The 25,411-nt window shown below is 71.4% G+C and carries 26 protein-coding genes and 1 riboswitch; of the genes, 11 read left to right on the top strand and 15 right to left on the bottom strand.

The genetic code is table 11. From position 1 onward, the window contains the following. Nucleotides 1-32: 32 nt before the first annotated feature. From Dfulv_RS14090 to Dfulv_RS14080, 3 genes are all read right to left on the bottom strand, one after another. Nucleotides 33-1,139 (bottom strand): mandelate racemase/muconate lactonizing enzyme family protein, encoded by a 1,107-nt coding sequence (locus Dfulv_RS14090; protein WP_259863385.1) that lies wholly within the window; start codon nucleotides 1,137-1,139, stop codon nucleotides 33-35. Nucleotides 1,140-1,299: 160 nt separating this feature from the next. Then, nucleotides 1,300-2,541 (bottom strand): DegT/DnrJ/EryC1/StrS family aminotransferase, encoded by a 1,242-nt coding sequence (locus tag Dfulv_RS14085; RefSeq protein WP_259863384.1) that lies wholly within the window; start codon nucleotides 2,539-2,541, stop codon nucleotides 1,300-1,302. Nucleotides 2,542-2,683: 142 nt separating this feature from the next. Beyond that, nucleotides 2,684-3,601: a LysR family transcriptional regulator gene (locus Dfulv_RS14080; protein ID WP_259863383.1), complete on the bottom strand. Its 918-nt coding sequence runs from the start codon at nucleotides 3,599-3,601 to the stop codon at nucleotides 2,684-2,686. Nucleotides 3,602-3,674: 73 nt separating this feature from the next. Between Dfulv_RS14080 and Dfulv_RS14075 the strand changes: the two genes are divergently transcribed. Beyond that, nucleotides 3,675-4,646 carry a DMT family transporter gene (locus Dfulv_RS14075; RefSeq protein WP_259863382.1) on the top strand — a complete coding sequence of 324 codons (972 nt, stop codon included), beginning with the start codon at nucleotides 3,675-3,677 and terminating at the stop codon, nucleotides 4,644-4,646. Here Dfulv_RS14075 and Dfulv_RS14070 read toward each other — a convergent pair. From Dfulv_RS14070 to Dfulv_RS14045, 6 genes are all read right to left on the bottom strand, one after another. Next, nucleotides 4,532-5,410 (bottom strand): hypothetical protein, encoded by an 879-nt coding sequence (locus Dfulv_RS14070; RefSeq protein ID WP_259863381.1) that lies wholly within the window; start codon nucleotides 5,408-5,410, stop codon nucleotides 4,532-4,534. The two genes, Dfulv_RS14075 and Dfulv_RS14070, sit on opposite strands and share 115 nt — an antisense overlap. 11 nt (nucleotides 5,411-5,421) lie before the next feature. After that, nucleotides 5,422-6,309 (bottom strand): YwqG family protein, encoded by an 888-nt coding sequence (locus tag Dfulv_RS14065; protein WP_259863380.1) that lies wholly within the window; start codon nucleotides 6,307-6,309, stop codon nucleotides 5,422-5,424. 287 nt (nucleotides 6,310-6,596) lie between these two features. Continuing rightward, nucleotides 6,597-7,259 carry an amino acid ABC transporter permease gene (locus tag Dfulv_RS14060; protein WP_259863379.1) on the bottom strand — a complete coding sequence of 221 codons (663 nt, stop codon included), beginning with the start codon at nucleotides 7,257-7,259 and terminating at the stop codon, nucleotides 6,597-6,599. Next, a complete protein-coding gene (locus Dfulv_RS14055) occupies nucleotides 7,259-7,969 on the bottom strand; it encodes an amino acid ABC transporter permease (RefSeq protein WP_259863378.1) in 711 nt (236 codons plus the stop codon). Before Dfulv_RS14055 ends, Dfulv_RS14060 begins: the two co-directional genes overlap by 1 nt. Continuing rightward, on the bottom strand, nucleotides 7,966-8,865 hold the full coding sequence (locus tag Dfulv_RS14050; RefSeq protein WP_259863375.1) for a substrate-binding periplasmic protein: 900 nt from the start codon (nucleotides 8,863-8,865) through the stop codon (nucleotides 7,966-7,968). The genes Dfulv_RS14055 and Dfulv_RS14050 overlap by 4 nt, the downstream gene beginning before the upstream one ends. Nucleotides 8,866-8,896: 31 nt before the next feature. Then, complete coding sequence (locus Dfulv_RS14045) at nucleotides 8,897-9,676, bottom strand: amino acid ABC transporter ATP-binding protein (protein ID WP_259863374.1); 780 nt, start codon at nucleotides 9,674-9,676, stop codon at nucleotides 8,897-8,899. A gap of 320 nt (nucleotides 9,677-9,996) precedes the next feature. Here Dfulv_RS14045 and Dfulv_RS14040 point away from each other — a divergent pair, with 320 nt between their 5' ends. From Dfulv_RS14040 to Dfulv_RS14010, 7 genes are all read left to right on the top strand, one after another. Beyond that, nucleotides 9,997-10,440: a cupin domain-containing protein gene (locus tag Dfulv_RS14040; protein ID WP_259863373.1), complete on the top strand. Its 444-nt coding sequence runs from the start codon at nucleotides 9,997-9,999 to the stop codon at nucleotides 10,438-10,440. A 10-nt stretch (nucleotides 10,441-10,450) separates the two neighbouring features. Beyond that, entirely contained in the window at nucleotides 10,451-11,449 is a 999-nt protein-coding gene (locus Dfulv_RS14035; protein WP_259867673.1) for a flavin reductase, read from the top strand. 141 nt (nucleotides 11,450-11,590) lie between these two features. Further along, nucleotides 11,591-12,628: an LLM class flavin-dependent oxidoreductase gene (locus tag Dfulv_RS14030; protein WP_259863372.1), complete on the top strand. Its 1,038-nt coding sequence runs from the start codon at nucleotides 11,591-11,593 to the stop codon at nucleotides 12,626-12,628. Beyond that, nucleotides 12,628-14,097: an aldehyde dehydrogenase family protein gene (locus tag Dfulv_RS14025; RefSeq protein WP_259863371.1), complete on the top strand. Its 1,470-nt coding sequence runs from the start codon at nucleotides 12,628-12,630 to the stop codon at nucleotides 14,095-14,097. Before Dfulv_RS14030 ends, Dfulv_RS14025 begins: the two co-directional genes overlap by 1 nt. Continuing rightward, a complete protein-coding gene (locus Dfulv_RS14020) occupies nucleotides 14,094-15,728 on the top strand; it encodes an amidohydrolase (RefSeq protein ID WP_259863370.1) in 1,635 nt (544 codons plus the stop codon). The genes Dfulv_RS14025 and Dfulv_RS14020 overlap by 4 nt, the downstream gene beginning before the upstream one ends. Continuing rightward, nucleotides 15,725-16,012 carry an NIPSNAP family protein gene (locus Dfulv_RS14015; protein ID WP_259863369.1) on the top strand — a complete coding sequence of 96 codons (288 nt, stop codon included), beginning with the start codon at nucleotides 15,725-15,727 and terminating at the stop codon, nucleotides 16,010-16,012. Before Dfulv_RS14020 ends, Dfulv_RS14015 begins: the two co-directional genes overlap by 4 nt. 17 nt (nucleotides 16,013-16,029) lie before the next feature. Next, the gene (locus Dfulv_RS14010; protein ID WP_259863368.1) at nucleotides 16,030-17,886 is read left to right on the top strand and encodes a helix-turn-helix domain-containing protein; all 1,857 of its coding nucleotides are present in this window, start codon (nucleotides 16,030-16,032) and stop codon (nucleotides 17,884-17,886) included. A gap of 172 nt (nucleotides 17,887-18,058) precedes the next feature. Here the strand turns inward: Dfulv_RS14010 and Dfulv_RS14005 are convergent, their stop codons facing one another. Continuing rightward, nucleotides 18,059-18,304, bottom strand: a complete 246-nt coding sequence (locus tag Dfulv_RS14005; protein ID WP_259863367.1) for a VOC family protein — start codon at nucleotides 18,302-18,304, stop codon at nucleotides 18,059-18,061. 323 nt (nucleotides 18,305-18,627) lie between these two features. On the opposite strand from Dfulv_RS14005, the gene Dfulv_RS14000 reads away from it, so the two are divergent. Further along, nucleotides 18,628-18,831 (top strand): cold-shock protein, encoded by a 204-nt coding sequence (locus Dfulv_RS14000; protein WP_259863366.1) that lies wholly within the window; start codon nucleotides 18,628-18,630, stop codon nucleotides 18,829-18,831. A 154-nt stretch (nucleotides 18,832-18,985) separates the two neighbouring features. After that, complete coding sequence (locus Dfulv_RS13995) at nucleotides 18,986-20,026, top strand: fatty acid desaturase family protein (protein ID WP_259863364.1); 1,041 nt, start codon at nucleotides 18,986-18,988, stop codon at nucleotides 20,024-20,026. 124 nt (nucleotides 20,027-20,150) lie between these two features. Here the strand turns inward: Dfulv_RS13995 and Dfulv_RS13990 are convergent, their stop codons facing one another. Both Dfulv_RS13990 and Dfulv_RS13985 read right to left on the bottom strand, forming a co-directional pair. Then, complete coding sequence (locus Dfulv_RS13990; protein WP_259863363.1) at nucleotides 20,151-21,554, bottom strand: DEAD/DEAH box helicase; 1,404 nt, start codon at nucleotides 21,552-21,554, stop codon at nucleotides 20,151-20,153. A 181-nt stretch (nucleotides 21,555-21,735) separates the two neighbouring features. Further along, nucleotides 21,736-21,954, bottom strand: coding sequence for a hypothetical protein (locus Dfulv_RS13985; RefSeq protein ID WP_259863361.1), 219 nt, complete (start codon nucleotides 21,952-21,954; stop codon nucleotides 21,736-21,738). Nucleotides 21,955-22,045: 91 nt separating this feature from the next. Between Dfulv_RS13985 and Dfulv_RS13980 the strand changes: the two genes are divergently transcribed. Next, a complete protein-coding gene (locus tag Dfulv_RS13980; protein ID WP_259863360.1) occupies nucleotides 22,046-22,270 on the top strand; it encodes a hypothetical protein in 225 nt (74 codons plus the stop codon). Nucleotides 22,271-22,370: 100 nt separating this feature from the next. Here the strand turns inward: Dfulv_RS13980 and Dfulv_RS13975 are convergent, their stop codons facing one another. From Dfulv_RS13975 to Dfulv_RS13965, 3 genes are read right to left on the bottom strand one after another with little or no spacing between them, the layout of a single operon-like run. Beyond that, nucleotides 22,371-23,132: an ABC transporter ATP-binding protein gene (locus Dfulv_RS13975; protein WP_259863358.1), complete on the bottom strand. Its 762-nt coding sequence runs from the start codon at nucleotides 23,130-23,132 to the stop codon at nucleotides 22,371-22,373. Continuing rightward, nucleotides 23,132-24,136, bottom strand: coding sequence for a FecCD family ABC transporter permease (locus Dfulv_RS13970; RefSeq protein WP_259863357.1), 1,005 nt, complete (start codon nucleotides 24,134-24,136; stop codon nucleotides 23,132-23,134). Before Dfulv_RS13970 ends, Dfulv_RS13975 begins: the two co-directional genes overlap by 1 nt. 56 nt (nucleotides 24,137-24,192) lie before the next feature. After that, nucleotides 24,193-25,179 (bottom strand): ABC transporter substrate-binding protein, encoded by a 987-nt coding sequence (locus Dfulv_RS13965; protein ID WP_259863356.1) that lies wholly within the window; start codon nucleotides 25,177-25,179, stop codon nucleotides 24,193-24,195. A 31-nt stretch (nucleotides 25,180-25,210) separates the two neighbouring features. Continuing rightward, a riboswitch (cobalamin riboswitch) is annotated at nucleotides 25,211-25,383 on the bottom strand. Between the last annotated feature and the right edge of the window lie 28 nt (nucleotides 25,384-25,411).

The following is a 25,411-nucleotide window of genomic DNA, read 5'->3' as shown; positions in this document are numbered from 1 at the left end:
GGCGGCGCACCGGCGCCGCCCACGGCACCGGGCTACCCGATCCGCAGCGCGTCGAGCGCATCCTCGTCGATCTCCACGCCGAGCCCGGGACCGTCCGGGGCGTAGAGGAACCCGTCCTCGATCCGGGGCGGGTTCAGCACGATGTCACGCGGATAGCGCAGCGGCCCCACCACGTCCGACTCGTACGCCAGGTTCGGCACCGCCACGCCGACGTGGGCGCACGCCGCCGTCGCCAGGCCCATCTCGCACTGACTGCCCAGCAACCCGGTCAGCCCCGCCGACTCGGCGGCCGCGAACGCCTTCCACGCCTGCAGCGGCCCGCCCATCTCCACGACGTAGACGTTGAGGACATCCGCCGCGCCCCGGCGGACGATCTCGCCGATGTCGCGCAGCTCCCAGCACGACTCGTCCAGCAGCAGCGGCGTCGCCAGGCGGTCGCGCAGCCGCGCCATCTCGTCCAGGTCACGCACCGGCAACGGCTGCTCGATGAGCTGGAGCCCGAACTCCTCCAGCGGTCGCAGCGCGGCGAACGCCTCGCCCGCCGAACGGTAGGCCATGTTGGCGTCCACCTTGATGGCCACCCCGTCGCCGACCGCCGAGCGCACCGCCGCCACCGCGTCCCGGTCCACTCCCCCCGGCCGGCCCACCTTCAGCTTGACGGTACGGAACCCCTGCTCCACCGCCCACGACGCGGCGTCGGCGGTGTCGGCCGGCGCACCCCACGGGATCGGCCACGCCATCGGGACCCGGTCCCGCACCCGTCCGCCCAGCAGCCGGTACACCGGAACACCGGCCGCCTTGCCCGCGATGTCCAGCAGTGCCATCTCCACCGCGGCCCGCGCCGCGTGTGCGCCGTCCGGGGTGATGTGCAGGATCCGCTGCATCGCCATCACGCACGCCGACACGTCCCGCGGGTCCAGCCCCACCAGTACCGGTGCCAGGCTCCGCGCCACATCGCCGCAGAGTGCCCGCCCGACCCGGCCCCAGGACATCGCAATCTCGCCCCAGCCCACGACGCCGGCGTCGGTGTCGATCCGCACCACGCCGAACTCGCTGACGCTGATGGCACCCTGGCTCGCCACCATCGGCACCTGCCTGGGCACCTGCACCGCAACCGCGGTGACCTCAGTGATCCGCATGCGCACCGACCCTAACCGCAGCTCACGGCGGCGCGGCGAATTCCGTGGCACCCGCACAAGGCCCGACCCTGTGCACGACAAGAACGGTGCTCGGCCCGCCAAGTGCGCCCCTACTGGGCCAACGGCTCCTCGCTGATGCGGATGGACGTCCTGTAGGCCGTCACCGGACGGACGGCATCGCCGCGTGCACCTTGCGCACCGCCGCGGCGATGTCGTCCACGTCGGACGTCGTGTAGTTCTCGTTCCACGGCAGCATCACCAGCGTGTGCTCGATCAGCCGCTCCGCCTCCGGGCACAGCCCCGGCGGGTAGTGCCACTCCTGCCGCGCCGGCGGGCTGGTCAACGGGAAACCCGACCGGCCGTAGGTCCGTCGCTGCGCAAGCGCCGGATACCGGTACACCGGCATCTTGAGCCAGCCCGCGTGCGCGGTGACCCCTTCGGCCGTCAACGCCTGTGCCCACCGCTGGTTGCCGCCTCCCGGCAGGATCAGCGGCACGACCCACCAGGCGTGGTCGTGCGGGTTGGCGGGCATCCGCACGCCCTCCAGGCCGGCCACCGCGTCACACAGCCGGGCGGCGAGCTGCCGGCGCTGCCGCACCACGCCGGGCAGCCGGCGCAACTGGACGCCCGCCACGGCCGCGGTCAGGTTGGTCATCCGGTAGTTCATCGCCAGGAAGAGATGGGTCCGCCCGTCCTCCCGGGGCCACGCCTTGTCCGCGAAGAGCCGCATCCGCTCGGCCAGCCCCGCGTCCGACGTGATCACCAGTCCACCGTCGCCCGAGGTCACATGCTTGTACTGCTGCAGGCTGAAGCAGCCGGCGTGCCCGTAGCCGCCCACGGGCCGGTCACCGCCGGGCGGCCGGGCCAGATACGCCTGCGCGCAATCCTCGATGAGCACGATGCCGCGCTCGTCGGCGAGTGCCCGCAGCTCCCGCACCGGCGCCGCCGCCCCGAAGAGGTGCACCACCACGATGGCCCGGGTGCGCGGCGACAGGCAGGCCCGCACCGACTCAACCGTCAGGTTGCCGGTGGCCGGGTCCACATCGGCGAAGACCGGCACCGCGTTCTGGGCCAGGATCGCGATGACGGTCCCGAAGTCCGTCAGCGGCGTGGTGATGATCTCGTCCCCCGGCTCCGGGTCGACGGCCGCAACCGCCAGGTGCAACGCGGCCGTCCCCGAGGAGCAGGCCACCGCGTGCGGCACCCCGTGCAGCTGCGCCATCGCCGACTCCAGGTCGTCGAGCCACGGCCCGCCGCAGGTGGCGTTGAGCACCGCACTGTCCAGCACGGCGAGCACAGCCTCCCGCTCCTGCTCGCCGAACGTGCGCCCGCCGGGCTCGAGGACACCGGGAAACGGCCGGGTCCGCACCGGCGTGCCCCCGTCGATCGCCAATCGCTCCACCCGAGGCAGGCTAGTCGCGCGTCCGTGCCCCGACAGGAGGCTTTCTTGTCCTCCGGGTGGAACCAGGACTTGGGGCTGACATCGGTCTGAGGGTGGTGTTCGATCTCCCGTGTGTCCGATGTGGAGTGAACAGCGGCCCGGCTCAGTGGCCGAGCCGGGCCGCCTGGTCCCGCACGGCCTCCAGAAAGGCGGTCAGGGCGGGTGCCCGGGGGCCGTCGCGGGTGACGACGAACAGCCTGCGGCGGAGGTCGGCCTCGGCGATGGCGCGGACGGCGAGGGCTGGGTCGTCCGAGGGCAGGGCCAGCGGCGGCATCAGGGCGACGGCGCCGGTGGCGCGGACGAGTTCGAGCTGGACGTCGGCGTCGTTGGAGCGGTGGCGGAGGTCGGGCTCGTAGCCGCCGAGGGAGCGGCAGGTGCCGACGACCATGGCGTGGTGGCCGGTGCCCTCGGCGGAGGCGGTCCAGACGTCGGCGCGCAGCCCGGCGACCGAAACGGGGCCGGCCGGGGCGGCGAGGGGGTGGGCCGCCGGCAGCACCAGCCGCAACGGCTCCTCGTGCAGCACCTCGAAGCGCAGGCCGTCGGGCCGGGGACGGGGGTGGCCGTCGTACTCGTCGGCGATCACCAGGTCGACCGTGCCCAGGCGCAGGCCGGGGAGCGACTGTTCGAGCTCCAGCTCGAAGATCTCCAGGCGCACCCGGGGGTGCTCGGCCATCGTGCGGGCCACGGCCGGGATGAGCAGGCGGCGGGCCGCGGACTGCAGGCCGCCGGCCCGGACGGTGCCGCGGACCTCGCCGCTCAGCGCCGCCAGGTCCGCGGTCGCCGCCTCGGCCGCGGAGAGCAGCACCCTCGCGTGCCGGGCGAGCAACCGCCCGGCGTCAGTGAGCCGCACGCCCCGGCCGGCCTTCTCGAACAGCCGCGCGCCGGTCTCCTTCTCCAGGAGGTTCAGCTGCTGGGAGACCGCGGACGGGCTGTAGCCGAGCGCCGTGGCGACCGCACCCAGGGTGCCGCGCTCCTCGAACTCCCGCAGGAAGCGGAGGCGGCGGAGGTCCAGCGCGACCATGCACGAATCCTAACGAATCAGCTCCATGAATCATCACTGGACCTGATGAGTCGGGTGGCTGATCCTCGACGGCGTGGGACCCGCACTGTGTCTGCTCTCGGCGGCGTGCTTCGGCGCGATGGCCATCTTCGGGAAGTTCGCCTACGAGACGGGGGTCACGCCCGCGACGGCACTGCTGGTCCGGTTCACCCTGGCGGCGGTGATGCTGGCGGTACTGCTGGCGCTGCGCCCCGGGCTGCGGCGAACCGGGACGGCACCGAGCCGCCGGGCGGTGGTCATCGCACTCGGCCTCGGCGCCGTCGGATACGCCACGCAGGCCGGCCTGTACTTCGCCGCCCTCGAACTGATGGACGCGTCGCCGCTGTCCCTCATCCTCTACACGTACCCTGTGCTCGTCACCGTCGGCGCGGTGCTGCTCGGCCGGGACCGGCTGACGCCCCGGCGCTCGGCGGCGCTGGCGGCCGCGTCCGCCGGCACGCTGCTCGTCCTGCTCGGCACCGGCGGCGCCAGCTTCCACCCACTCGGCGTGCTGCTGGGCTTCGGCTCGGCGGTCACCTACACGATGTACATCCTCGTCGCCGACACCGTCGTGCACGAGTTGCCGCCCGTGGTGCTCACCACGCTGGTGATGACCGGTGCCGCCGGCGCCTTCGGGGCGCGCGCCCTGGTCACCGGGGGCGTCGACCTCGGCTTCCGGGCGGCGGGATGGTGGTGGCTGGCCTGCATCGCGGTCGTCTCCACCGTGCTGGCGGTGCTCGCCTTCTTCGCGGGCCTGCGCCGGACCGGCCCGTCGGCCGCCGCCATCCTCTCGACGTTCGAGCCGGTGGTCACCACGGGACTGGCCACCCTCACGCTCGGCGAGTCGCTGACCGTCGCCCAGCTCGCCGGCGGCGTCCTCGTGCTGGCCTCCGTCGCGGTCCTGCAGACGGGTCAGATCATCAAGTCGACGTCCAGCACCGCGGTCCCACCGGCCCCGACGAGCAGGATGGTGCCGACCTCCTCGTCCATCTCCAGGTCCTCCTCCGTCCAGCGCAGCGGCACGTAGCCGGCGACGGCGACGTACTCCAGGCGGTCGGGGGTGAGGGCGGCGAGCAGGTCGCGGTACAGATGCCGGGAAACGTGCCCGTCGGGGACGGGCGGGCATTCGTCGACACCGCTCCAGCTGCCGTCCATGAGCTCCAGCAGTGAGCCGCGGACGATGTTCTCCATGCCCGCGTACGCCTGGTCGAGGGTGACGGCGCGCGGCACCGGCGGCTCCTCGTCACCGTCCTCGTCCTCGCGGGTGCGGGCGAGCGCGGCCACGGCCTCCGCATCGGGGTCGGCGTGCTCCCGCGGGCCGGTCCAGGCACAGAACCGGACCGGCGTGTTGTTGTTGAGCCAGAGCAGCTTGCTGAGCAGGGTCATGGCACACGCGACGCGCGTGGTCGCGTCGATCGCCCCGGACGGTTTCCCGCTCGAGACCGTGAGCTGCTGCGGGCGGTGCCGGTCGGTGCGCACCAGATGGAGGGCACCGTCCCGCTCGGTGCGGGTCAGCTCGCCATACGGCCCGGCGAGGTGGTCGGCGATCCAGTCGCGCATCGACTCGGCTCGCCGGTCGGCGACCGGGATCCGCTCGGCGAGGAGCGCCCGGGCGGTGGCGGCGTCCGTCGGCACCCCGGCCGCCGGGTCGCCGGCCGGGGTCACCTCGGCGCGAACCTCACCGGTCCACGCGCTGAGGAGCCGGGTCGCGGACCACAGAACCCGCGAGGCCCACTCGGGACCGGGAAACGGCTGCGGATGCCAGCCGCTGTAGGCCGTCGTTCGCTCCATGCGCACCGAGGCTACCCTCGGTACGGACGGCGGAAGGTGAAGACCGCCCGGTCGAACCGCCCCGCGGCGAGGTCGTCGGCGCGCATGAGCCAGGAGAGCAGGACCGCGTCGTCGCCGTGCCAGGCGATGTCCGGGTCGCTCCGGTCGAACTGGGCGAGCAGCCGCCACTGGAGGGCCTCCTCGTGCAGGGCGGGGTCCCGCCAGCCGACGTCGCCGCCGAGGGCGGCGGCCGCGGCGTCGAGCTCCACGGCGTGGCGCAGCGCCCCTGGGTAGCCGCCGAGCCGGTGGTCGGGCTCCGCGCCGGCGAGCGCGGCCGCGAACCGCAGGCTCTGCAACGGATGCCCGGGCGCCGTGACGGCGTCGCCGAGCGTACGGCGCACCGTCGGATGGCCGGGGGCCGGTGCGGTGGCGCCGATCCACGCTCCCAGCCGGATACGCTCGTAGGCGTTGCCGCGCTCCGGGGTACCGCGGCGGCGCACCGCCTGCCCGGTCGGCACATGGACGAGGCGCGCGGCATCGGCCGGCGGCAGCGCCCCGAGCTCGTCGTTGAAGTCGTCCTCCTCGTCCGACCGGACCGCGTCGTCGAACAGCCCCTCGTCGACGAAAAACACCAGCCGCCCCCGCGCCGGCACCCCCATCGCGGCGGCCTCCGGCGGCAGCGCCCCGCAGTCGACGCTGGCGACGTGGTACAGCGGCAACCCGTCGCCGGCCACCGGCCACGGCAGGTCCTCCGGCAACTCCGGCTCCCCGCCCAGATGCCCGACCACCGGCGTCAGCACATCCCCGACCGGCACCGGGGCAAGCCCGACCGCCGGCCGCCGCAGCGCCAGCCACCGCTCGGCGACGTCCGCGGGAAGGTGCTGACGGGCGAGGGCAACGAGATCATCATCGCTTCGCATGCGGGCCATGCTGGCACTGCGAGTCAACCGGCGCGCCGCGGTTGCGGGTGCCGAGCGTCGGCCCGGATCGAGCCCGATGTCCAGCGTCCGGCGGCGACTCGGACTACCGGACCTGGATCTCGACCTGATCGTGCAGTTCCCGCGGACAGGCTCGCGGGGTTGCGTGGCAGGCCGGGCAGACGCGCTTCCGGATCGTGCTCACCGTCTAACGATTAATCGGACGGAGTCCACGATCGGTCGGCCCCGCGCCGGCATGCCGAGCGGGAGCCGGACCGGCCTGGTCGCCGCTACGAGAACATCGGCATGGTGTGCCGGCCGGTCCGCTTGCGCCACCGGCCCTCGGCCCGTTTGACCAGGAACGTCAACGGAACCGTGACCATGAGGTAGGTGACAATCAGCGCGACGACCACGGGCATGACGTCGTACGTGCGGTCCATCACCGACCGGCCGGTGTGCAGCAGTTCGGGCAGGCCCACCGCGGCGGCGATCGCGGTGAGTTTGGTGAGCGCGACGAACATGTTCAGGCTGGGCGAGGTCAAGGCCGACACCAGCTGCGGGAAGATCACCTTCCGGTACGTCTGGCTGGTGGTGAGGCCCAACGAGTACGCCGCCTCGAACTGGCGGGGCCCGACGACCTGCACCCCCGCCCGGACGGCCTCGGCCCAGAAGCCGGCCTGGGTGATGCCCAACGCGAGGACCGTGGCGGTGAACGGCGTCAGCTCGATGCCGTGCGCGGTGATGCCGTAGAACAACAGGTAGATCGCCAGCAGCTCGGGAAGGCTGCGCAGGACGGTGCTGACGAAGAACTGCGACTCGCGCAGCCAGCGCCGCCGGCTCAGGCCGGCCAGCCCGAGCCCGGTGCCGAGGAAGGTTCCGACCAGCCAGGACACCGCGCTGACCGCGACCGTCACCGGAAGGGCCTCGGTGATGAGGCGGATGTACAGATCCATCAGACACTCGCTCCCGGTGCGACCGGCTCGGCATCAGGTCGGGCCCGGCCGGCCCCGGCCGATGCCGCCTGGCGTCGCCGCGGGTCGCGCTCGGCCAGCCGGGCCAGGTACGACACCGGAATGTTGATGGCGAGGTAGATGACGCCGACCAGCAGGTACACCTCCAGCGGGCGGAACGTTTCGATCATGAGTTGGTTCGCGTGCAGGGTCAGCTCCTGGACTGTGATGATGGAAGCCAATGCGCTGCCCTTGACGATGTAGATGAACCCGTTGACGGTGTGCGGCACCGCCGGCCGCCGCAGCTGCGGGAGGAGCACAAGGCGGAACGCCTGCCATCGCCGCATCCCGAGGCTCGCCGCGGCCTGCCACTGTCCATTGGGGATGGACAGCAGCAGGCCCTTGTAGACCTCGGCGAGGTAGGCGGCCTCGTTGAGGACGATGCCGATCACCGCCAGCTCGAACGCCCCCAGGCCCAGCGCCGACAGCTTCGGCCCGAACCCGAAGTAGAGCGCGGCGAGCAGCACCGGCAATGGGATGCTGCGGAAGACCTCGACGAACGAGCCGGACAGCCAGCGGATCCAGCGACGCGGGCTGATCCGCCACACAGCGAGCGGCACCGCGAGTGCCAACGTCAGCACCGTGCTCACGGCGACCAGGAGGAGCGTCGTCCAGAGCCCCTGCAGCAGGAAGCCCAGCCAGTCAGCCATCATTTACAGTGCTGGGTCGGCCGCTCGGCGGGCGGCGCGTATTCCGCACCGCCGACGTTCCACTGCTCCAACTGCTTCTGCCACTCACCGGAGTCCACCAGTTCCTGGTAGACCTTGTCGATGGCGTCGGCGAGGCCAGGGTTGTCGCAGTTGACATACTCGTACGTCGCGGACTTCGCGACGTTCGCGGGGAGCGAGAAGTCGCCGTCGGCGAAGGTGTGCAGGGTGAGCTCCGGATGCGACTTGATGATCCCGGGGGCCGTGCCGGTCGAGCCCATGAAGGCGACCACCTGACCACCGAGGACCGCCTGGGACGCCTCGGCGTATGACTGGAACAGCTTGACGTTGTCCTTGCCGTAGAACTTGAAGAGGTACTCGTTGTAGGAGAAGCCGTTCACCGACGCGATCGGCTTGCCCTTGAGGGAGTTCACGTCGTCGTACTGCGTGGTCTTGAGCGTCAGAGCGCCCAGCCGGTCGGTGATGTTCGGCCGGGTGTAGAAGACCTGCTTGGCGCGGTCCTCCGTGTAGTAGATCCCGGTGCCGACATCCGCCCGGCCCTGCCGCACCGACAGGATCTGCGAGGCGAACTCGGTCGGCATCGGCGCCAGTTTCAGGCCGTATTTCTCGGCGACCTTGGTGAGCAGGTACCCCTCGTATCCCTGCAGCGCGCCGGCGTCGCCGGAGGCGATCTTCGGCAGGTAGCTCTCCGAGTAGGTGACCGTGAGGTGGCCGGGCTTGATCACGCGGAACGGCAGGTCGCCGGTATTCCCCGCGTCGTCCGAGCCACCGCAGCCGGCGACCGCGAACAGCACGGCGATCGCGGCCACGGCCGCGACGCCGCGGCGCCGCACGCGGCGACCCAGCAGACTTTGCGTACCCATCAAAGCTTCAACTCCCATAGTTGTACCGTCAGGTTTCTGACGACGTGCGTCAGAGTGCATAGCCGGAGCGCGACAGCGCTTGGAGAAACCGCTGCGTCCGTTCCTGCTGCGGGTGTTCGAAGATCTCGGTCGGGGTGCCGGTCTCGACGATCTCGCCGTGGTCCATGACGACCACCCGGGTGGCCACCTCACGGGCAAAGCGCATCTCGTGCGTGACAACCAGCATGGTCGCGCCGGATCGCGCCAGTTCACGCATGATCTCGAGCACCTCGCCGACCATCTCCGGATCCAGCGCCGAGGTCGGCTCGTCGAAGAGCAGCACCTCCGGCTCCATGGCCAGTGCGCGTGCGATCGATACGCGCTGCGCCTGACCGCCGGAGAGCGTTGCGGGACGTGCCTCGGTGAAGTTGCGCAGACCGACCCGTTCGAGCAGTGCGCGGGCGGTCTCGTTGGCGGCGGCCCGCGTGACGCCCCGAACCTGGATCGGGGCGAGCGCGACGTTGTCGATCGCGGACAGGTGCGGAAACAGCTCGAAACTCTGGAACACCATCGCGGTTCGGGTGCGCAGCCCGCGCAGCGACGCCGCGCGGGCCCGCCCGCCGGGTGCGAGCGGGAAATACCGGGCTCCGCCGACGTGCAGCGCCCCTGCATCCGGGACTTCAAGCAGGTTGCAGCACCGCAGCAGGGTGGACTTTCCCGAGCCGCTGGGCCCGATGATGCAGACGGTCTCGCCCGTTCCGACCGACAACGAGACGTCGTTCAGGGCGACGAACGACCCGTAACACTTGCGGACGCCCTCAAGCGTGATGACCGCCTGCGACTGTTCCATACACTCCCGCCTCATCGCCGGCCCCGTGGGCCAGCGTGCCGCGCCTTCGATTGGCAGGGAGTTTAGGTCAGGTTCAAGGTGTGTGGCCTGACTGAAAGACAGGACACATGGGCTCGACATTCCTAGCATCCGCCGGAACGTGGCGGCATGGTGAGCTATGCCGGCATCGGCATCGACCTCGGCCGACCTGCACTCTGATGGATAGGAGGCAGCGGGGCCGGATCCGTAGGGTTCCTACGATGCCACGGCCTCTCCCGCCTCTTAGCTTGTATCGAGCAGCGGGGGTGCCGCTGCCCGCCACCCGGGGACGGAGGCAAATCATGTCCAATGCACAAGACGCCGCCGGCTGCGATCTGACGGTATTGCGCGCCGACGTGGCCGACCTGCGTATCAGCGACAACAAGATCTTCGAAGGCGGTCAGGTCCGGTCCTGTGACGTCCCGGCGATCGCGTCGTCGGTCACCGCCATGCGCGGTCATCCGGTCCGCTCATCGCTCGTGCGGTTCGAGGCCGGCGCCCGGACCCGGCTGCACACCCATGCCGGCGACCAGATCCTGATCGTGACGCACGGCCAGGGGCACATCGGCCGACCCGGCCGGGACATCCCGGTCGGCGTCGGCGATGTCGTAGTCGTGCCCGCCGGCCTCCTGCACTACCACGGCGCCGGCCCGGACTCGCCGATGGCACACCTGACCCTGCTGTTCGGTGCCGGCACCGAACTGGCCGACGGACACCGGCGTTGGCCTCCCGCCGAAGGAGAATGAACCCTTGAACATGGACGCGCCGACCGGATCCACCCGGGTCGATCCCCTGTTCTTCCGGCGCACCATGGGCCGCTTCCCGACCGGCGTCACGGTCGTCACGACGCGCGACGCCACGGGGCGGCCGTGGGGCATGACCGCCAACTCGTTCACCTCGGTCTCGCTGGCCCCGCCGTTGATCTCCCTCTGCATCGACCGGAAGGCGGGCAGTTTCTCCGCGTTCTCGCAGTGCAGCACGTTCGGGGTCAGCGTCCTGGGCGAAAACCAGCAGGACCTCGCCGTGCGGTTCGCGACGCCGCTCGACGACAAGTTCGGCGGCGTGGCCAAGGTGGAGGAACGGCCCGGGGCGATCCTGCTCAGCGGGGCGGCCGCCGCGTTCGTCTGCACCGTGCACACGCGTGTCGACCTCGGCGACCACGTGATGCTGATCGGCGCCGTAGAGGAATGCTCGCTCGGCCGCAGCGCCCCGCTGGGGTACTGCGACGGCTCCTTCTTCAGCTTGTCCGGCGGGGAGACCCCGCTCGAGGACGACCGGCCCGGGCGACAGATCCTCGTCGGCTGGCTCGTCGAGCACGAGGCCAAGATCCTGCTGTCCCGGGATACCGCCACCGGCGAGTGGCGCCTGCCGGTCGGACCGCTCCAGGGCGGGTCGACCATGTCCGATGCGCTGCGTAGCACCTCCCACGTCCTGATGGGGCAGGTCATCGAGCCGGAGTTCCTGTATTCCGCGATCGACATCAGCGAGTCGGAGACCTGCCACGTGTACCGGGCCAGGCCGGGTGTCCTGCCGCGGCAGACGGCGGACCTGCGCCTGTTCGCCGAGGAGGACATGCCGTGGCGCGAATTGTCCCACTCCTCGATGGAGTCGATCCTCCGCCGGTACTTCGAGGAGCGGGTCAGCGACCGCTTCGGCATTTACCTGAACCTGGGTGCGGCCGGCCGCATTGCGCAGATCGAGCACGAGGTGCCATGGGCCGACCATGCTGGCAATTACGAAAGGTCAGCGAGTTAGTCGTAGAGACCGCACGATCCAACGGCGGAAACCTCCCACAATCTGCCCGAGGATCCAGCGGTCCAGGCCTCATACGCTCACAGGAAAGCTACTAACGCCGGATGCGAGCACCGCACCGGCATTCGCAACGATGGGACCGGCATGGACCTCGGACTTTTCCTCTCGTACCAAGTGAACAACGACGAGCAGTACTCCGACATCTACGACCGCATGCTGGAGTGTGCCGTCGCCGCGGATCGGGCGGGCTTCGCCCGCGTCTGGGTCCCGGAGCATCACCTGGTCCAGTTCCTGCCGGCACCGTCGGCGCTGATCGAGGCCGCCGCCATCGCCCAGCACGTGCGGTGCCGGGTCGGCACGGCCGTGGTGGTGCTGCCGTATCACGCGCCACTCCAGTTGGCCGCCGAAGTGGCGGCCACCGATCACCTCACCAACGGCCGGCTGGACTTCGGCGTGGCGCGTGGCGCCTACAAGTACGAGTTCGACATCTTCGGCATCGACTTCGCGTCCAGCCTCCCGCATTTCATCGAGGTGCTCGACGCGGTGCGCGCCGTCTGGCTCACCGATGACGCGCCCGTCTCGTTCAAGGGCGAGCACGTCAACTTCGACAACGCGTTCGTGTGGCCGCGCCCCCGCCAGCTGCCCCACCCGCCGATCTGGCTCGGCGCCCAGGCGCCGCGGGCCGTCGAGGACGCCGCCGGCCGCGGATACAACGTCCTCAACTCGCTGTTCCTCTGGGACGACGAGCACGCGATGAACGTCGTGGAGGCGTTCAAGCGCGGCCAGGCGAAGGCGGGCCTTGTGGGGCAGACCCAACTCGGCCTGACCCGCTACGCGTTTGTCGTGGACGACGAGGCCGAGGTCGAGCCGCGGCTCCGGGAGATCCTTGAGGGCTGGCGCATCCACCGGCAGCTGCACGACTTCACCCAGAACGCCGACCCGCGCGGCGTAGTCCGGCCGGTGCCCGGCCCCGACGAGCCGACGCTGGACGACCTGCGCCGCATCCTGCTGGTCGGCACCCCTGACCAGGTGCGCGAGAAGATGCGCTTCTACCGCGACGCCGGGGTCGACATCCTCAATCTCAACCTGACGTTCGGCGCCCCGCAGGATCTGACGCTGCGCTCGATCGAACTGTTCGGGCAGCTGGCCGAGTCGCTGCACACCTCCGGGGTCGCGGCCTGATGCCGCCGCATCCGGACCTCCCAGCGCATCTGCTCGGCCGGCTGGTCGTGGGATCCGAGGTCGTCGACGTCGACCGCGACGACCTCGCCGAGAACGTCAGCCCGGCGGCCGACGCCACCTGGCCGGTCGCGGTCGCCTCGCCCGGGCATGCGCTGCGGGCACTGGACGCCGCGGCCTCGGCCCAGCCCGCCTGGGCCCGCACGGCGCTGCCCGATCGGGCTGACGTGGTCCGGGGCTACCGGGCGTTCCTCGACGCCTCGGCCGAGCCCCTGGCCCGGCTCATCGTGCTGGAGAGCGGCAAAACCATCACCGACGCACGCGCGGAGGTGGCGGTCGCCGGGGCGGTCGTCGACGAGCTGCTGGCGTGCGCGCCGGTGGCGCTCGAAGCGCGCGAGGACGGCGATCCGCAGGCGCGGGTCGCCACCCTGCGGGACCCGGTCGGGCCGGTGCTGCTCATCACGCCGTGGAACTTCCCGCTGGCGATGGCCAGCCGCAAGGTCGTCTCCGCGCTGCTCGCCGGCTGCACCTTCATCCTCAAGCCGTCCGAGCGCACCCCGCTGACCGCGATGTACATGGTGGAAGCGCTGCTGAAGGCGGGGTTGCCGGCGGGCGTCGGCTCGGTCATGCCATCGCACCGCTCCGCGGAGATCCTGGCCGCACTCACCGGGGACCGGCGGCTGCGCAAGATCTCGTTCACCGGGTCGACCGCGGTGGGCCGGAAGGTCCTGCAGGCCAGCACCACGCATTTCCAGCGGGTGAGCCTCGAGCTGGGCGGCAACGCGCCGGCGGTCATCTGCCCCGGCGCCGACCTCGAGCAGGCCGTCGGCACGATCTGGAACGCCAAGCTGTTCAACAACGGACAGGCGTGCACCTCACCCAACCGCGTGGTGGTGCCCGAGAGCGCCGCCGCCGACGTCTTCGCGCTGTTCCGCAGCGCCGCGACCGCCGCGACCGCCGACGACCCCTGGGCCGCCTCGTCACGGCTCGGACCCGTGATCAGCCAGGCCGCCGCGGACCGGCTGCGGCGACTGGTCGAGTCGCCGCACGGCGGTGCGGTCGTCACCGGTGGCGTCGCATCCGGGACGCCCGGCGTCGCCGTCGCCCCGACCGTGGTCCTGGCCCCCGACCCGGCCGCCGACATCTGCGTCGAGGAGCTGTTCGGCCCGGTCCTTCCGGTGGTCTGTTACCCCGACGACGACCTCGGCGCCGCGGTGGCGCTGGCGAACGCGACCGACTACGGGCTCGCGTCCTACGTGTTCGGCCCCGCCGACGAGGCCGATCTGGTCGCCGCGGGCCTCGACGTGGGGATGGTGGCCGTCAACCGCGGCAGCGTTTCACACCCCAAGGCCGCCTTCGGTGGGGTGAAGCACTCCGGCTTCGGCCGGGAGAACGGCGTCGACGGGCTCCGCGAATACCTAGAGACCAGGACGGTTCTGCGTCCCGTATCAGCACAGGAGGCGTCCCGGTGAGCATCGCGGCCGGCAGCATGATCGTGTCGTCCCGGCGGATTTTCACGATGGAAGCGGCAGGCACCGTCATCGACGGGTCGGTGGTGATCCGCGACGGCCGGATCAGCGAGGTCGTCCCGGCCGGGGCTGGCCTGCCGGCCGATCTCCCCGTGACCGACGTGGGCAACCGGCCGGTTCTGCCCGGTTTCGTCGACCCGCACGTGCACATCGAGATGGCGGCGGCTGCGATGTGGGGCGCCGTCGACTGCCACACCCCGCCGTGCGGAAGCATCGAGGAACTCGTCGAACAGCTCCGCGCACACGCATACCTGCGCGAGCAGCGCGGCGGGTGGCTGGTCGGCCAGGGCGGGCTCTTCGCCGGCCGGCGCTTCGCCGAACAGCGCCTGCCCACCCGTGTCGATCTCGACCGGGTCAGCACGACGTTTCCCGTCGTGGTGCGCTTCGGCGCGCACGTGACCGTGGTCAACAGTTACGCCCTGCGGCTCATCGACGTCGACGGCCTTCCCGAGACCGGCGACGCCTACATCGGGCGCGACGCCGACGGACGACCGACCGGCGAGCTGCACGAGCTGTTCTACGCCCTGCCGATCCCGGCCATGACCGAGGCCGAACTGGCGGAGGCCATCGAACAGACGGGCGAGCGATACCTGACCCGGTACGGTGTCACGACAGTCGGCGAGATCACCAACACCATGGCCGGCGCACGCCGGCTGGCCGAGGTGGCCGGCACGGACCGGTTGCCGCTCTCGATCGACGCCTTTGTCTGGGCGCCGGGCACGCTGTCGCTTCCGGACCTGTTCGCGCAGCGGCGCGCCGGCCGGCTCGACGACCCGGTCGGCCCCAACTTCCGGTATCGCGGTATCAAGATCTTCGTCGATGGCGGGTTCTCCGCCGCGGGTGCCGCCGTCCTGCGACCCTACGCTCAGCTGCGCGACGGCGAGCCGCAGTCCGGGCGGATGGCGTATACCGTCGATGCCCTCACCGAACTCGTCCGCACCACCGATGAACTCGGCCTGCAGCTCACCGCGCACGTCAACGGCGAGTGGGCACAGCGCGAGCTGTGCCGGGCCGCGGTGGCCGCCCGCGGCGGCGGCACCGACGGCTACCTGCCGGTCCGCCTCGAGCATGCCGGCAACGTCCTCACCGACGACACGACGCTGGACTACTGGCACCGCGCCGGGGCCGTGCCGATCCCCCAGGCCGGGTTCCTCTACACGATGGGCAGCTTCATCCCCCGCTCGATGGGCGACTACGCGTTCCCGGCCCTGTTCCGCTTCCGCGACCTCATCGATCTCGGCTGGCCGGTCTGCTCCAGCTCGGACGGCGCCGGTTCGGAGCTGCTGCAGTTCAACCCGCTCTTCGGCGTGCAGTGCGCGGTGACCCGCCGCTCGTGCATCGGCGAGGTGCTGGGCCCGCAGCAGCGCGTCACGGTCATGGAGGCACTGGCGATGCACACGTCGTCCGCGGCCGCCGCCATGGGCCTCGCCGACCGGGGGACCATCCAGGCCGGCAAGCGGGCCGACCTCGTCGTGCTCGCCGCCGACCCGCGCGACGCCGAGCCGGATGCCATCGCGTCAATCGCCGTGGACAGTGTCACCGTGAACGGCACCGTCGTGCGGCGGTACACGTGATCGCGGAGTTCCGCACCTACGGGTGCGCGGCGACCGACCTCGCCCGGCTCGTCGAACGGTTGCGCGCGGCGGCCGTTCCGGTCCTGCGCGACGCCGGCGCGGAGGTGGTCGGGCCCTGGACGCGGGTGTCGGACAAGGGCGGGGAGCTGTTCTACATCGTGCACTGGCGGGACGCGACGCACATGGAAAACGGTTGGCTAGAGTTCGTCAGGGACCCCCGGTGGATCCAGGCCAGGCAGCATCCGATTCCGATCACGGTCAGCCGGGACATCTGGTCCCCGTGACGGAGGAGCGTGAGCGGATGGATTCGTGGAAGGCGGGTGCCGGCCCGGACTCGGTCGAGCTGCTGCGCAGCCTGCGACGGGTGGCCGCCATCGTCAACTCCGACCTGAAGCTCGACAGCGTCCTGCAGACCGTGGTCGACGCGGTCTGCGACCTGACGTTGTGGCAGATCTGCTGGATCGACGTCGTCGACGTCGCCGCGAACCAGGCCGAGGTGGTCGCGCGGCGCGACAAGCTGGAGTACAGCGCCGCCGGCCGCCAGGTCCGGTGGCTCCTCGACGGGATCCCGGCCCTGGACGCCGTCACCAGCGGTGAGCCGGTCGTCATCGCCGACGCACAGCACCAGCAGCGATACGCGGCGTATGCGACGGACGCCCGCCACCGTGGCTACGTCTGCGGCGTCGTCCTGCCGCTGAGCGCGCAGGACGTCGACGGGCGGCCGATGGTGCTGTGTGTTCAGAGCGATCACCAGCTGACCGACGACCCGCACCAGCTGCCTTTCCTGCGGACGGTCGCCGAACTGGCTTCCCTGGCGGTCCGCAACGCTCGGCAGGCCGCGGCCGCGCAGGCGGCCATGACCACCATGGCCCGAGGCCAGGCCATGCAGGCATCGGTGCTGGACGCGCTGATCAGGGGCCAGAGCTCGGCCCTGGTGTACGACCTCGTGCAGTCCATGACCAGCGAGTCCATGACGATCCTCGACGGCGACGAGCGCGTCGTCTATGGCGGCAGCAGTCCGGACCCCGGGCGGTACGACACCGCCGCATGGGCCGCCATCGCCGGCGACGTCGCCCGGGCCGCCGTCAAGGCTGTCGCGCTGGACGAATACGAGCAAGCCGTGCCGCAGAGCCCGGTCCGCATCGATGCCTTCGACGACCAGGACGTGCGGATCCGCATCACGCGGATCGTCGACGGCACGCAGGCACTGGGCACGGCGGTGTTCCTCCGGACACTGACCGGGTCGGCCGAAACGAACCATCCACCGCTGTCCCAGTTGCGCTCCGCCGTCGCCGCCGTGCTCATGCGCGACCTGATTCGCCACCAGACCGAGCAGGATCTGGGCGTCGGCATCATCGACCCGCTGCTGTCCGGCAAGTGGACCCGCCGCGAGGACCTTCTCGTGCGCGCCTCGTCGCTGGGGCTGCCGCTGGAGCAGCCCATGCACCTGATCGCCGTGCGGGCACAACCGGCGCCGACAGCGTCCGAATGGGAGTCACTGGTCCGGTCACTGCGGGTGATCGTGGGCCAGTGGCAGGGGGCACTGATGGTCCGGGCCGGTGCCGGGCTGGCCGTGCTCGTGCCGGCCGAGTCCGCACCCGAGGGCCAGCGGCTGACCCAGGGCCTCCACACGCTGCGCGCCCGCGCGCAGCAGATCCTCGGCAGACAAGTCACGATCGGCAGAGCCGGTCCGTGCGTCGAACTGGAGCAGTACCCCCGGGCGTGGCGAGAGTGCGAGCTCGCCGTCGAGCTGGCCGAGAAGCTGCAACAGTTCGGGGTGGTCCGTCTCGACGACTTCGGCGCGTACCGGTTCCTGCTCGCCGCGTCGGCCGCCGAGGACGTCGACGACTTCATCAACAAGGTGATCGGCAAGCTGCTCGCATACGACCGTGAGCACCGCACCCAACTACTCGACACGGCGGAGCGGTTCGTTTCGTGCGGCGGGAAGTACCAGGAGACGTCGGTCAAGCTGCACGTCCACGTCAGCACCCTGCGGTACCGGCTGGATCGGGTCACCGAACTGCTCGGGCGCGACCTCAACGACGAGGAGACCCGGTTCGAGCTCATCCTGGCCACGCGGCTGCACCGGCTGAGGTCGGCCGCGCTGAGCACGCCGGCGACCGGGACGCTGCCCCCGGACGAGCGCCCGGCGAGCTGACACGCGGGCGTCGCTGTCGATCCGGCATCGGGTTCCGGCAGGGGTCCGCAACCCGATGTCGTACACCTCCCGCCCGGCGGCGAACGTGTGCATCGTGGCGGCGACGGTCGTGACCCGGTCGCCGGTGACGTACTCGGCCAGGTGATGGGCGTGTGACTCGCCGTCGCGCCGTTCACCAGCCGGGCGACCGCGGCGAAGCTGTCGTCGTTGCCGACCCGGCCGCCCGGCCGGTCGTGGATGAAGGTGTGCGGACCGTCTCCCCGGGCAGCCCGATCGCCGTCGCGTCGACGTCGGTGTCGGCTTCGCGGACGACGACGGCCGCACCGAACGCCCGTTCGTAGAACGCGACCGCCGCTTTCCAGGTCGGCATCACCATCCCGGTGTGGTCCAGACCCTCGATGTTGTCCACCTCTTGCATGTTCACTCTGTCCGCACGGTTGACCGAGCGTGATCGTGTTGCGATCCGTCAGAGAGGTAGAGCGGACAGCGCGTAGGTGTGTGGTCGAGGCCTCCGGTCCGCACCCGCGGGCGACATGGCATGCCAGGGCGCTCTTGCAGCAGTCTGCCCGTGCTACGGTGGAGCCTGTTGCAGTCTTGATTTCCACATACGTTGCCGCGCCCGTGGGTCCCGCACCCTACGGGCGCTGTCAGTATTGCCGGGTTTCCGGAGCAGGGTCATCAAAGCGGCGACGCGGGAGACCACACCGTGTGGCCTCCATCTGCCTTGCGAAGGAGCAGGACATGACCGTCGGCACTGTGAAATGGTTCAATGCGGAGAAGGGCTTCGGCTTCATCACCCCGGATGGCGGTGGTGCCGATGTGTTCGCCCACTACTCCGCGATCTCGGCGGGCGGCTTCCGCAGCCTTGAGGAGAACCAGCGGGTGGAGTTCGACATCACCCAGGGCCAGAAGGGGCCGCAGGCGGCCAACATCCGCACCATCTGAGCCACCCCGTCACACTGAGCGGCGCCCGGCCGGTCCGGTCGACGACCGACCGGCCGGGCTTGCGGAGGCCCACGGCAAACCCACACGCTCCGAGCGCCTCGCGGTCCTGCGAGGCCTCCCCGTCGATGCATGCGTGCAGCCAGGAGGCCGAACCATGTCACCACCGCAGCCGATGCTGCCCACCGTCCGGTCCGGGCACGGCAGCCAGTACGCGCAACTGCTGCGCCTCGTCAAGGCCGCTGGCCTGCTCGACCGGCGGCCCCGCTACTACCGGTGGAAGATGGCCGTCACCGCTGCGCTGTTCCTGGGCGGTTGGGCCGCCTTCGTCGCGATCGGCGACTCCTGGTGGCAACTGGCGACCGCCGCCTTCCTGGCGTTCGTCTTCACCCAGCTCGGATTCCTCGGCCACGACGCCGGACACCGGCAGATGTTCAGCTCACGCCGGGCGAACTACGTCGTGGGTGTCCTGCACGCCAACCTCGCCATCGGCCTCAGCTACGGCTGGTGGATCGACAAGCACAACCGGCACCACGCCCATCCCAACGAGGAGGGCAAGGACCCCGACATCGAGATCGGCGCACTGGCGTTCACGGCCGCCCAGGCCCGCGGCAGGGGCCGGACCGCCGCGGCCGTCTACCGCTATCAGGCGTACCTCTTCTTCCCGCTGTTGCTGCTCGAGGCGCTCAGCCTGCACCTGGCGAGCCTCCGCGCCCTGGCCCGGCGCACGACCCGCCGCCGTGGCTGGGAGACCGCACTGTTCGCCGTCCACACCGTCGGCTACCTGACCGCCGTGTTCGTGGTTCTGTCGCCACTGCAGGCCGTGGTTTTCATCCTGCTCCACCAGGGACTCTTCGGGCTGTACCTCGGCTGCTCCTTCGCGCCGAACCACAAGGGCATGGCGATACTCCACCCGGACGACCGCACCGACTACCTTCGCCGGCAGGTCCTCACGTCGCGTAACGTGCGCGGGCACTGGCTCACCGACTTCATGCTCGGTGGCCTGAACTATCAGATCGAGCACCATCTGTTCCCGAGCATGCCGCGCCCGAACCTGCGCCGGGCCCAGGCCATGGTCAGCCAGTTCTGCCGCACACACGACCTGGCATACTGCCAGACCAGCCTGCTGACGTCCTACGCCCAGGCGTTACGCCACCTGCACGCCGTCGGACGCACTCCGCAGCCGGCCGGCGCCTGAGACCTGGTCGCCCTGACAGGCAACCGTTCACGAACGGCGCTTGTCCTGGTTGGAACCGCAGCCCGGGCACCCCGAAGACGCCGAACGTCACCAAGGTCTCGGTAGGCGCCCCGCCTGGTAGCGCTCAGCGCCCACCGCGGCGAGCGCCCGGCCGAGCCCGGGCGGAAAAGACCGCCGCACCGGATCGCGCCGGTGCGGACCGTGTCGAGGCCGCCTGTGCCGGCGTGCCGCCGCCTCGGCCCCGGCCGCCCCGGACGGCCTGCGCCTCGTGCCGAGGGCCGGCCGATTCCGGCGCCGGCTGCGGGACCATCGTCCGCTCTCCCGGGGCGAGGGTGCGCAGCAGTGCGTCGCCCGGGCGTAGCCGGGTGGTGGTCGCCGAGATGCCGGCCTTGCGGGTCAGCTCCCGGACCTCGGGTGCCTGCCCGTCGGTCATCAGCGTGACGACTGTCCCGGCCGCGCCGGCCCGGGCGGTGCGGCCCGAGCGGTGCAGATACGCCTTGTGCTCCGCCGGCGGATCCGCGTGCACGACCAGGGCCACGTCCTCGACGTCGATGCCCCGGGCGGCGATGTCGGTGGCCACCAGCGTGCGCACGTCTCCGTCGGAGAACGCCCGCAGGTTTCGGGTGCGCGCGGCTTGGGCCAGGTTGCCGTGCAGCTCCACGGCGGACACGCCGGCCGCGACCAGCCGGCGGGTGAGCGTCTTCGCGCCTCGCTTGGTGCGCGTGAACACGACGGTCCGGCCCGGCGCGGCGGCCAGCTCGACCAGGACGGCGAACCGGTCCTCGACGTGGACGTGCAGGACGTGGTGCGTCATCGCGGCGACCGGCGAGAGCGTCGAGTCCACGCTGTGCACGACCGGATCGGTGAGGAACTGTCGCACCAGGACGTCGACGCCGGCGTCCAACGTGGCGGAGAACAGCAGACGCTGCCCGCCGCGCGGGGTCTTCTCCAGCAGCCGCCTGACGGTAGGCAGGAAGCCGAGGTCAGCCATGTGGTCGGCCTCGTCGAGCACGGTGATCTCGACAGCGTCCAAGCGCGCGTGGCCCGCCTCGACGTGGTCGGCGAGCCGGCCCGGGCAGGCCACCAGGACGTCGACCCCGGCGCGCAGCCCGGCGACCTGCGGGCCGGCGGCGACGCCGCCGAAGACGGTCATCGTGCGCAGCTTCAGCGCCTGCGCCAGCGGCGCCATCACGGCGTCGATCTGGGCGGCCAGTTCGCGGGTGGGTGCGAGGATCAGCGCCCGGGGCCGCCCGGTCCGCCGTGGCGCGGGGCCGGCGGCCAGGCGCGTCAGCACCGCCAGAACGAAGGCGTAGGTCTTGCCCGAACCGGTGCGGCCCCGGCCGAGCACGTCGCGGCCGGCGAGTGCGTCGGGCAGGGTCGCGGCCTGGATCGGAAACGGCCGATCCACGCCGGTCGCAGCCAGCACTCGGGTGAGCACGCCGGGCACGCCGAGGTCGGCGAAGGTCAGGGAATTGGACGAGGTGGACGAGTTGGACGGGGTGGTCTTGTGCGGGCGGCGTGCCGCCATGAAGGCTCCGAACGTCGAAGGGGACATCCCGCCCGGCGCTGACCATCTCGGCCGCGGCGCGTGGCGTGGGACATCGAACTTGGCCCGCCATGCTGGGCGGCCACAGCGGCAGTCTACCCGAACCCGCTGCCGTGCCCGCTGCCTGCTGACGCACGGTAACCGGAGTGTCGGTGCCGTCCGATCAGGGCGTCACTACCTGCCACCGGCCGCTCCCGGCCATCCACGCCCCGGCCAGGATCTCTGCCGACTGCTGGCCCGGGCACTGGTGGATCTTCGACCGGCCGGCACCGCCGCCGGCCCGGGCCTCGACCTCCCACAACTCGCCATCGGTACGGATGTACACATCGCGACGTCCTCGCACGGTGCTGTCGCCGTTCCACCAATGGCGCTCGATTCTCACCCACTGACCGTATAGCACCAGGCCCGAACACGGAACGTTGACGATCATGCCTTGTCTCGGCGATCGCGCACGGTTGCCGTAGGCTGACCTCATGGCGCAGATCGTCCTGCGTGTACGGCTGATCAGCGGCGACCATCTGGACGTCACATACGAGGACACCGACACCTCCGACGTCAACGACGTGGCCGAGCATGCGATCACCGCCCTCGCCAACGAGTCCGGCATGATCCGCACCCGCCACGGCGACCGGATGATCGTCCTGTACGGTCGCGGCGTGGCGGCCCTCGAGATGGCACCCCGCGGCGCGGTCCTGTAGCGGTACGTTCGTCGAGCCACCGGCCGGCGGAACGTCTACCTGGCAAGCTGCGTGGCGGCGCATCGACAGCGCGAACCCCCGCGCGGGCGGGACTGCCGGCTCATGATGCCGGTGGCCGGTAGGTGATGACCGGGCGCCCGTCGTGCACGGTGACGTCGGCGTCCACGGCGTAGACGTCGGCGAGCAGCTCGGGCGTCAGCACTCCGGCGGGCGGTCCGGAGGCGACCACCCGGCCGTGGCGCAGCACCACCACGAGGTCGCAGAACATCGCGGCCAGGTTGAGGTCGTGCAGCGCGGCGAGGGTGGTGATGCCGCTGCGGCGGACCAGGTGCAGCAGCTGCAGCTGGTGACCGATGTCGAGGTGGTTGGTGGGCTCGTCGAGCAGCAGCAGTTCCGGCTCCTGGGCCAGGGCGCGGGCGAGCTGCACCCGTTGGCGTTCGCCGCCGGACAGCGTCTGCCACCTGCGGCGGGCGTATCCGGCCATGTCGACGCGCTCGAGGGCGTCGGTCGCGGCCGCCCGGTCGGTGTCGCTGTCGGACCAGCGGGAGCGGCGGTGCGGGGTGCGGCCGAGCAGCACCACGTCGAGCGCGGTCAGGTCGAGGTCGGTCTCGGCGTATTGGGCGAGCAGGGCCATCCGCCGTGCCGCGGCGGCGCGCGGCAGCCCTGCCACGTCGTCGCCCGCGACGGTCACGGTCCCGGACCGGGGAGCGATCAGGCCGGCGACGACCCGCAGCAGGGTGGTCTTGCCGGACCCGTTGGGGCCGAGCAGGCCGACCAGGCTGCCGCGCGGCGCCGCGCAGGTCACGCCGTCGAGGAGCCGGGCGGCCGGCACCGACCACGAGACGTCGCGGATGTCGAGCATCAGGCGTCGCCCTCCCGCCGGCGCAGCAGTACCACAAACGCGGGCACCCCGAGCAGGGCGGTCAGCACGCCCACCGGCAGCTCGCGGGGTTCGAACAGGGTCCGGGCGGCGGTGTCCACCCAGATCAGGAAGATCGCCCCGGCGAGGACGACGACCGGCAGCAGCCGCCGGTGGTCGGGGCCGGTGAACAGCCGCGCGGCGTGCGGCAGCATCAGCCCGACGAAGCCGATCGCGCCGCTGATCGCGACCAGCACGGCGGTCAGCAGCGCGGTGGTGACCAGCAGCAGCCACCGGACCCGGCCGACGTCGACGCCGAGGGCGGCGGCGGCCTCTTCGCCGAACGCGAACGCGTTGAGCGCCCGGGCGTGCCACAGGATCACGGCGAACGCCGCCGCGAGCACCGGCGTCGCCCACCCGAGCGCGGTCCAGTCGGCGCGGGCGAGCGAGCCGGACAGCCAGAAGGTGATGCTCTGGGTCGCGTGCGGATCGGCCGCCCAGATGATCGCGAACGAGGTCAACGCGGCGCACAGCTGCGCGACGGCGACACCGGCCAGCACCACCCGCGTCGGCCGCAGGACCGCCCGCCGACCGGCGGCGGCGACCACGACGGCGAACGCGGCGAGCGCCCCCGCGAACGCGCCCCCGGTGAGCGCCGCGACACCCGCGCCCAGGCCGAGGACCAGGACGGCGACGGCGCCGAGCGACGCCCCGGAGGAGACGCCCAACAGGTACGGGTCGGCGAGCGGGTTCCGGGTGACGGTCTGCATGACCGCCCCGCAGGCGGCGAGCCCGGCACCGACCACGGCGGCACCCAGCACCCTCGGTAGCCGCAGCTCCCACACGATGTGGTCACGCAGCAGCGGCACGTCGGCGCTCGTCAGGCCGAGATGGTCGGCGATGACCAGCCACACCGTGCCCAGCGACAGGTCCGCCGGCCCCACGGTCACGGCCGCGCCCACCGACAGCAGCAGACCACCGGCGAGCACGACCACCGCGGCCGCCATGCGTACCGCCCGGACCGGCCGTGCCGGGGCCTCCGCCGGCCGGGTGGCAGCGGCGGTCAGCTGCCCACCCCGCCGACACCCCGGGCAAGGGCCTCGACGGCGAGCACGTTGCGCACGCCTGCGGACGTGGACGAGAAGTCCAGGACGACGTACCGCTTGTCCTTGACCGCGGGCAGGTCTCTGAGCGCCGCGTGCTGCTCGAGGAATGCCCGCTTGGCAGCCGCGGAGTCCCAGCTCGCGTCGACGAGCACGATGACGTCCGGATTGCGCTCGACGACGGTTTCCCAGCTGGTGTCGGCCCAGCTGCCGGCCAGTTCGGCGAAGGTGTTGGTGACCCCGGCCGCGGACATGATCATGGCGGGACCGCCGCAGCAGGCGCCGACGCTGGGCGCGTCGTTGCCCGCGTCCCACCACAACACCTTTTCGCCCTTCACGCCCGCTGACACTTTCGCGATGCGCGCCCGCTGGTCGGCGATCAGCGTCTCGGCCCGCTCCCCCACACCGAAGATCGCGGCGATGTCACGGATCTCGGCGAAGACGTCGTCCATGGTCAGCTTCGCCGGCCGCGTGTTCTTCGAGCAGCCGGCGGCGGAGACGTACGTGTCCACGCCCAGCTTCTGCCAGCCGGCGCGGTCGCCGACCCCCTCGTCGCCGAACGCAGTGGCGAAGGAGGCGTAGACGAAGTCCGGCGCCACCTCGAGCAGCTTCTCCTTCGATGGGTACTCCCCGGCCAGTACCGGCACCTTCGCGTACGCGGCGGCGTACTCGGGCAGGACCCGGTCGTCGAGGTAGGCGGTGCCGGCCATCCGGTCCTGCAGGCCGAGGGCCAGCATGATCTCGGTGGCGGACTGGTTCATCGTCACCGCCCGCGCCGGAGGCTTCGTGATCGTGACCGGCGTGCCGCAGTTGGTGAGTGCGACCGGTCCGGCCGCGGCGGACGCCGTGGTGGCCGGCTTGTCGTCACCGGTCGCGGCGCAGCCGCCGAGCAGGGCGAGCAGAACGGACAGCGGCGCGGTGACGCGCCAGGACACAGGGAACCGCACAGCGGGACCGCCTTCCAGCACCTCGTGGACGGGTCGTGCAGGTGCCGTGGCCGGTCTCCTGGCTGACGGGTGGTGCGCCGGCGGCCGGCCTTCCCAGGCACACGCCCAGTGACCTTGTGGTGGCCTCCAGCATCCCGATCACAGTGGCGAGGGCCGCGCCGGTCTCACACCGGCTTCCCGAACACCACGGCCAGGCCACCCTAACCAACCCGGGCAGCGCCGTCACCATGGC

The sequence above is a fragment of the Dactylosporangium fulvum genome (assembly GCF_025137375.1).
GTDB classification, from domain to species: domain Bacteria; phylum Actinomycetota; class Actinomycetes; order Mycobacteriales; family Micromonosporaceae; genus Dactylosporangium; species Dactylosporangium fulvum.
The sequence above is the reverse complement of the archived record's forward strand: the minus strand, read 5'-3'. Positions and strand labels throughout refer to the sequence as shown.

Bases quoted from the DNA above. Each gene is read 5' to 3' on its own strand.
- Dfulv_RS14040 (WP_259863373.1), top strand. From the start codon at position 9,997: ATGTCCAATGCACAAGACGCCGCCGGCTGCGATCTGACGGTATTGCGC.
- Dfulv_RS13980 (WP_259863360.1), top strand. From the start codon at position 22,046: ATGGCGCAGATCGTCCTGCGTGTACGGCTGATCAGCGGCGACCATCTG.
- Dfulv_RS14090 (WP_259863385.1), bottom strand. From the start codon at position 1,139: ATGCGGATCACTGAGGTCACCGCGGTTGCGGTGCAGGTGCCCAGGCAG.
- Dfulv_RS13990 (WP_259863363.1), bottom strand. From the start codon at position 21,554: ATGGCGGCACGCCGCCCGCACAAGACCACCCCGTCCAACTCGTCCACC.
- Dfulv_RS13970 (WP_259863357.1), bottom strand. From the start codon at position 24,136: ATGGCGGCCGCGGTGGTCGTGCTCGCCGGTGGTCTGCTGCTGTCGGTG.
- Dfulv_RS14080 (WP_259863383.1), bottom strand. From the start codon at position 3,601: ATGGTCGCGCTGGACCTCCGCCGCCTCCGCTTCCTGCGGGAGTTCGAG.
- Dfulv_RS14065 (WP_259863380.1), bottom strand. From the start codon at position 6,309: ATGCGAAGCGATGATGATCTCGTTGCCCTCGCCCGTCAGCACCTTCCC.
- Dfulv_RS14055 (WP_259863378.1), bottom strand. From the start codon at position 7,969: ATGATGGCTGACTGGCTGGGCTTCCTGCTGCAGGGGCTCTGGACGACG.
- Dfulv_RS14070 (WP_259863381.1), bottom strand. From the start codon at position 5,410: ATGGAGCGAACGACGGCCTACAGCGGCTGGCATCCGCAGCCGTTTCCC.
- Dfulv_RS14000 (WP_259863366.1), top strand. From the start codon at position 18,628: ATGACCGTCGGCACTGTGAAATGGTTCAATGCGGAGAAGGGCTTCGGC.
- Dfulv_RS14050 (WP_259863375.1), bottom strand. From the start codon at position 8,865: ATGGGAGTTGAAGCTTTGATGGGTACGCAAAGTCTGCTGGGTCGCCGC.
- Dfulv_RS14045 (WP_259863374.1), bottom strand. From the start codon at position 9,676: ATGGAACAGTCGCAGGCGGTCATCACGCTTGAGGGCGTCCGCAAGTGT.
- Dfulv_RS14060 (WP_259863379.1), bottom strand. From the start codon at position 7,259: ATGGATCTGTACATCCGCCTCATCACCGAGGCCCTTCCGGTGACGGTC.
- Dfulv_RS14010 (WP_259863368.1), top strand. From the start codon at position 16,030: ATGGATTCGTGGAAGGCGGGTGCCGGCCCGGACTCGGTCGAGCTGCTG.
- Dfulv_RS14035 (WP_259867673.1), top strand. From the start codon at position 10,451: ATGGACGCGCCGACCGGATCCACCCGGGTCGATCCCCTGTTCTTCCGG.
- Dfulv_RS14025 (WP_259863371.1), top strand. From the start codon at position 12,628: ATGCCGCCGCATCCGGACCTCCCAGCGCATCTGCTCGGCCGGCTGGTC.
- Dfulv_RS14005 (WP_259863367.1), bottom strand. From the start codon at position 18,304: ATGCAAGAGGTGGACAACATCGAGGGTCTGGACCACACCGGGATGGTG.
- Dfulv_RS13995 (WP_259863364.1), top strand. From the start codon at position 18,986: ATGTCACCACCGCAGCCGATGCTGCCCACCGTCCGGTCCGGGCACGGC.
- Dfulv_RS13975 (WP_259863358.1), bottom strand. From the start codon at position 23,132: ATGCTCGACATCCGCGACGTCTCGTGGTCGGTGCCGGCCGCCCGGCTC.
- Dfulv_RS14030 (WP_259863372.1), top strand. From the start codon at position 11,591: ATGGACCTCGGACTTTTCCTCTCGTACCAAGTGAACAACGACGAGCAG.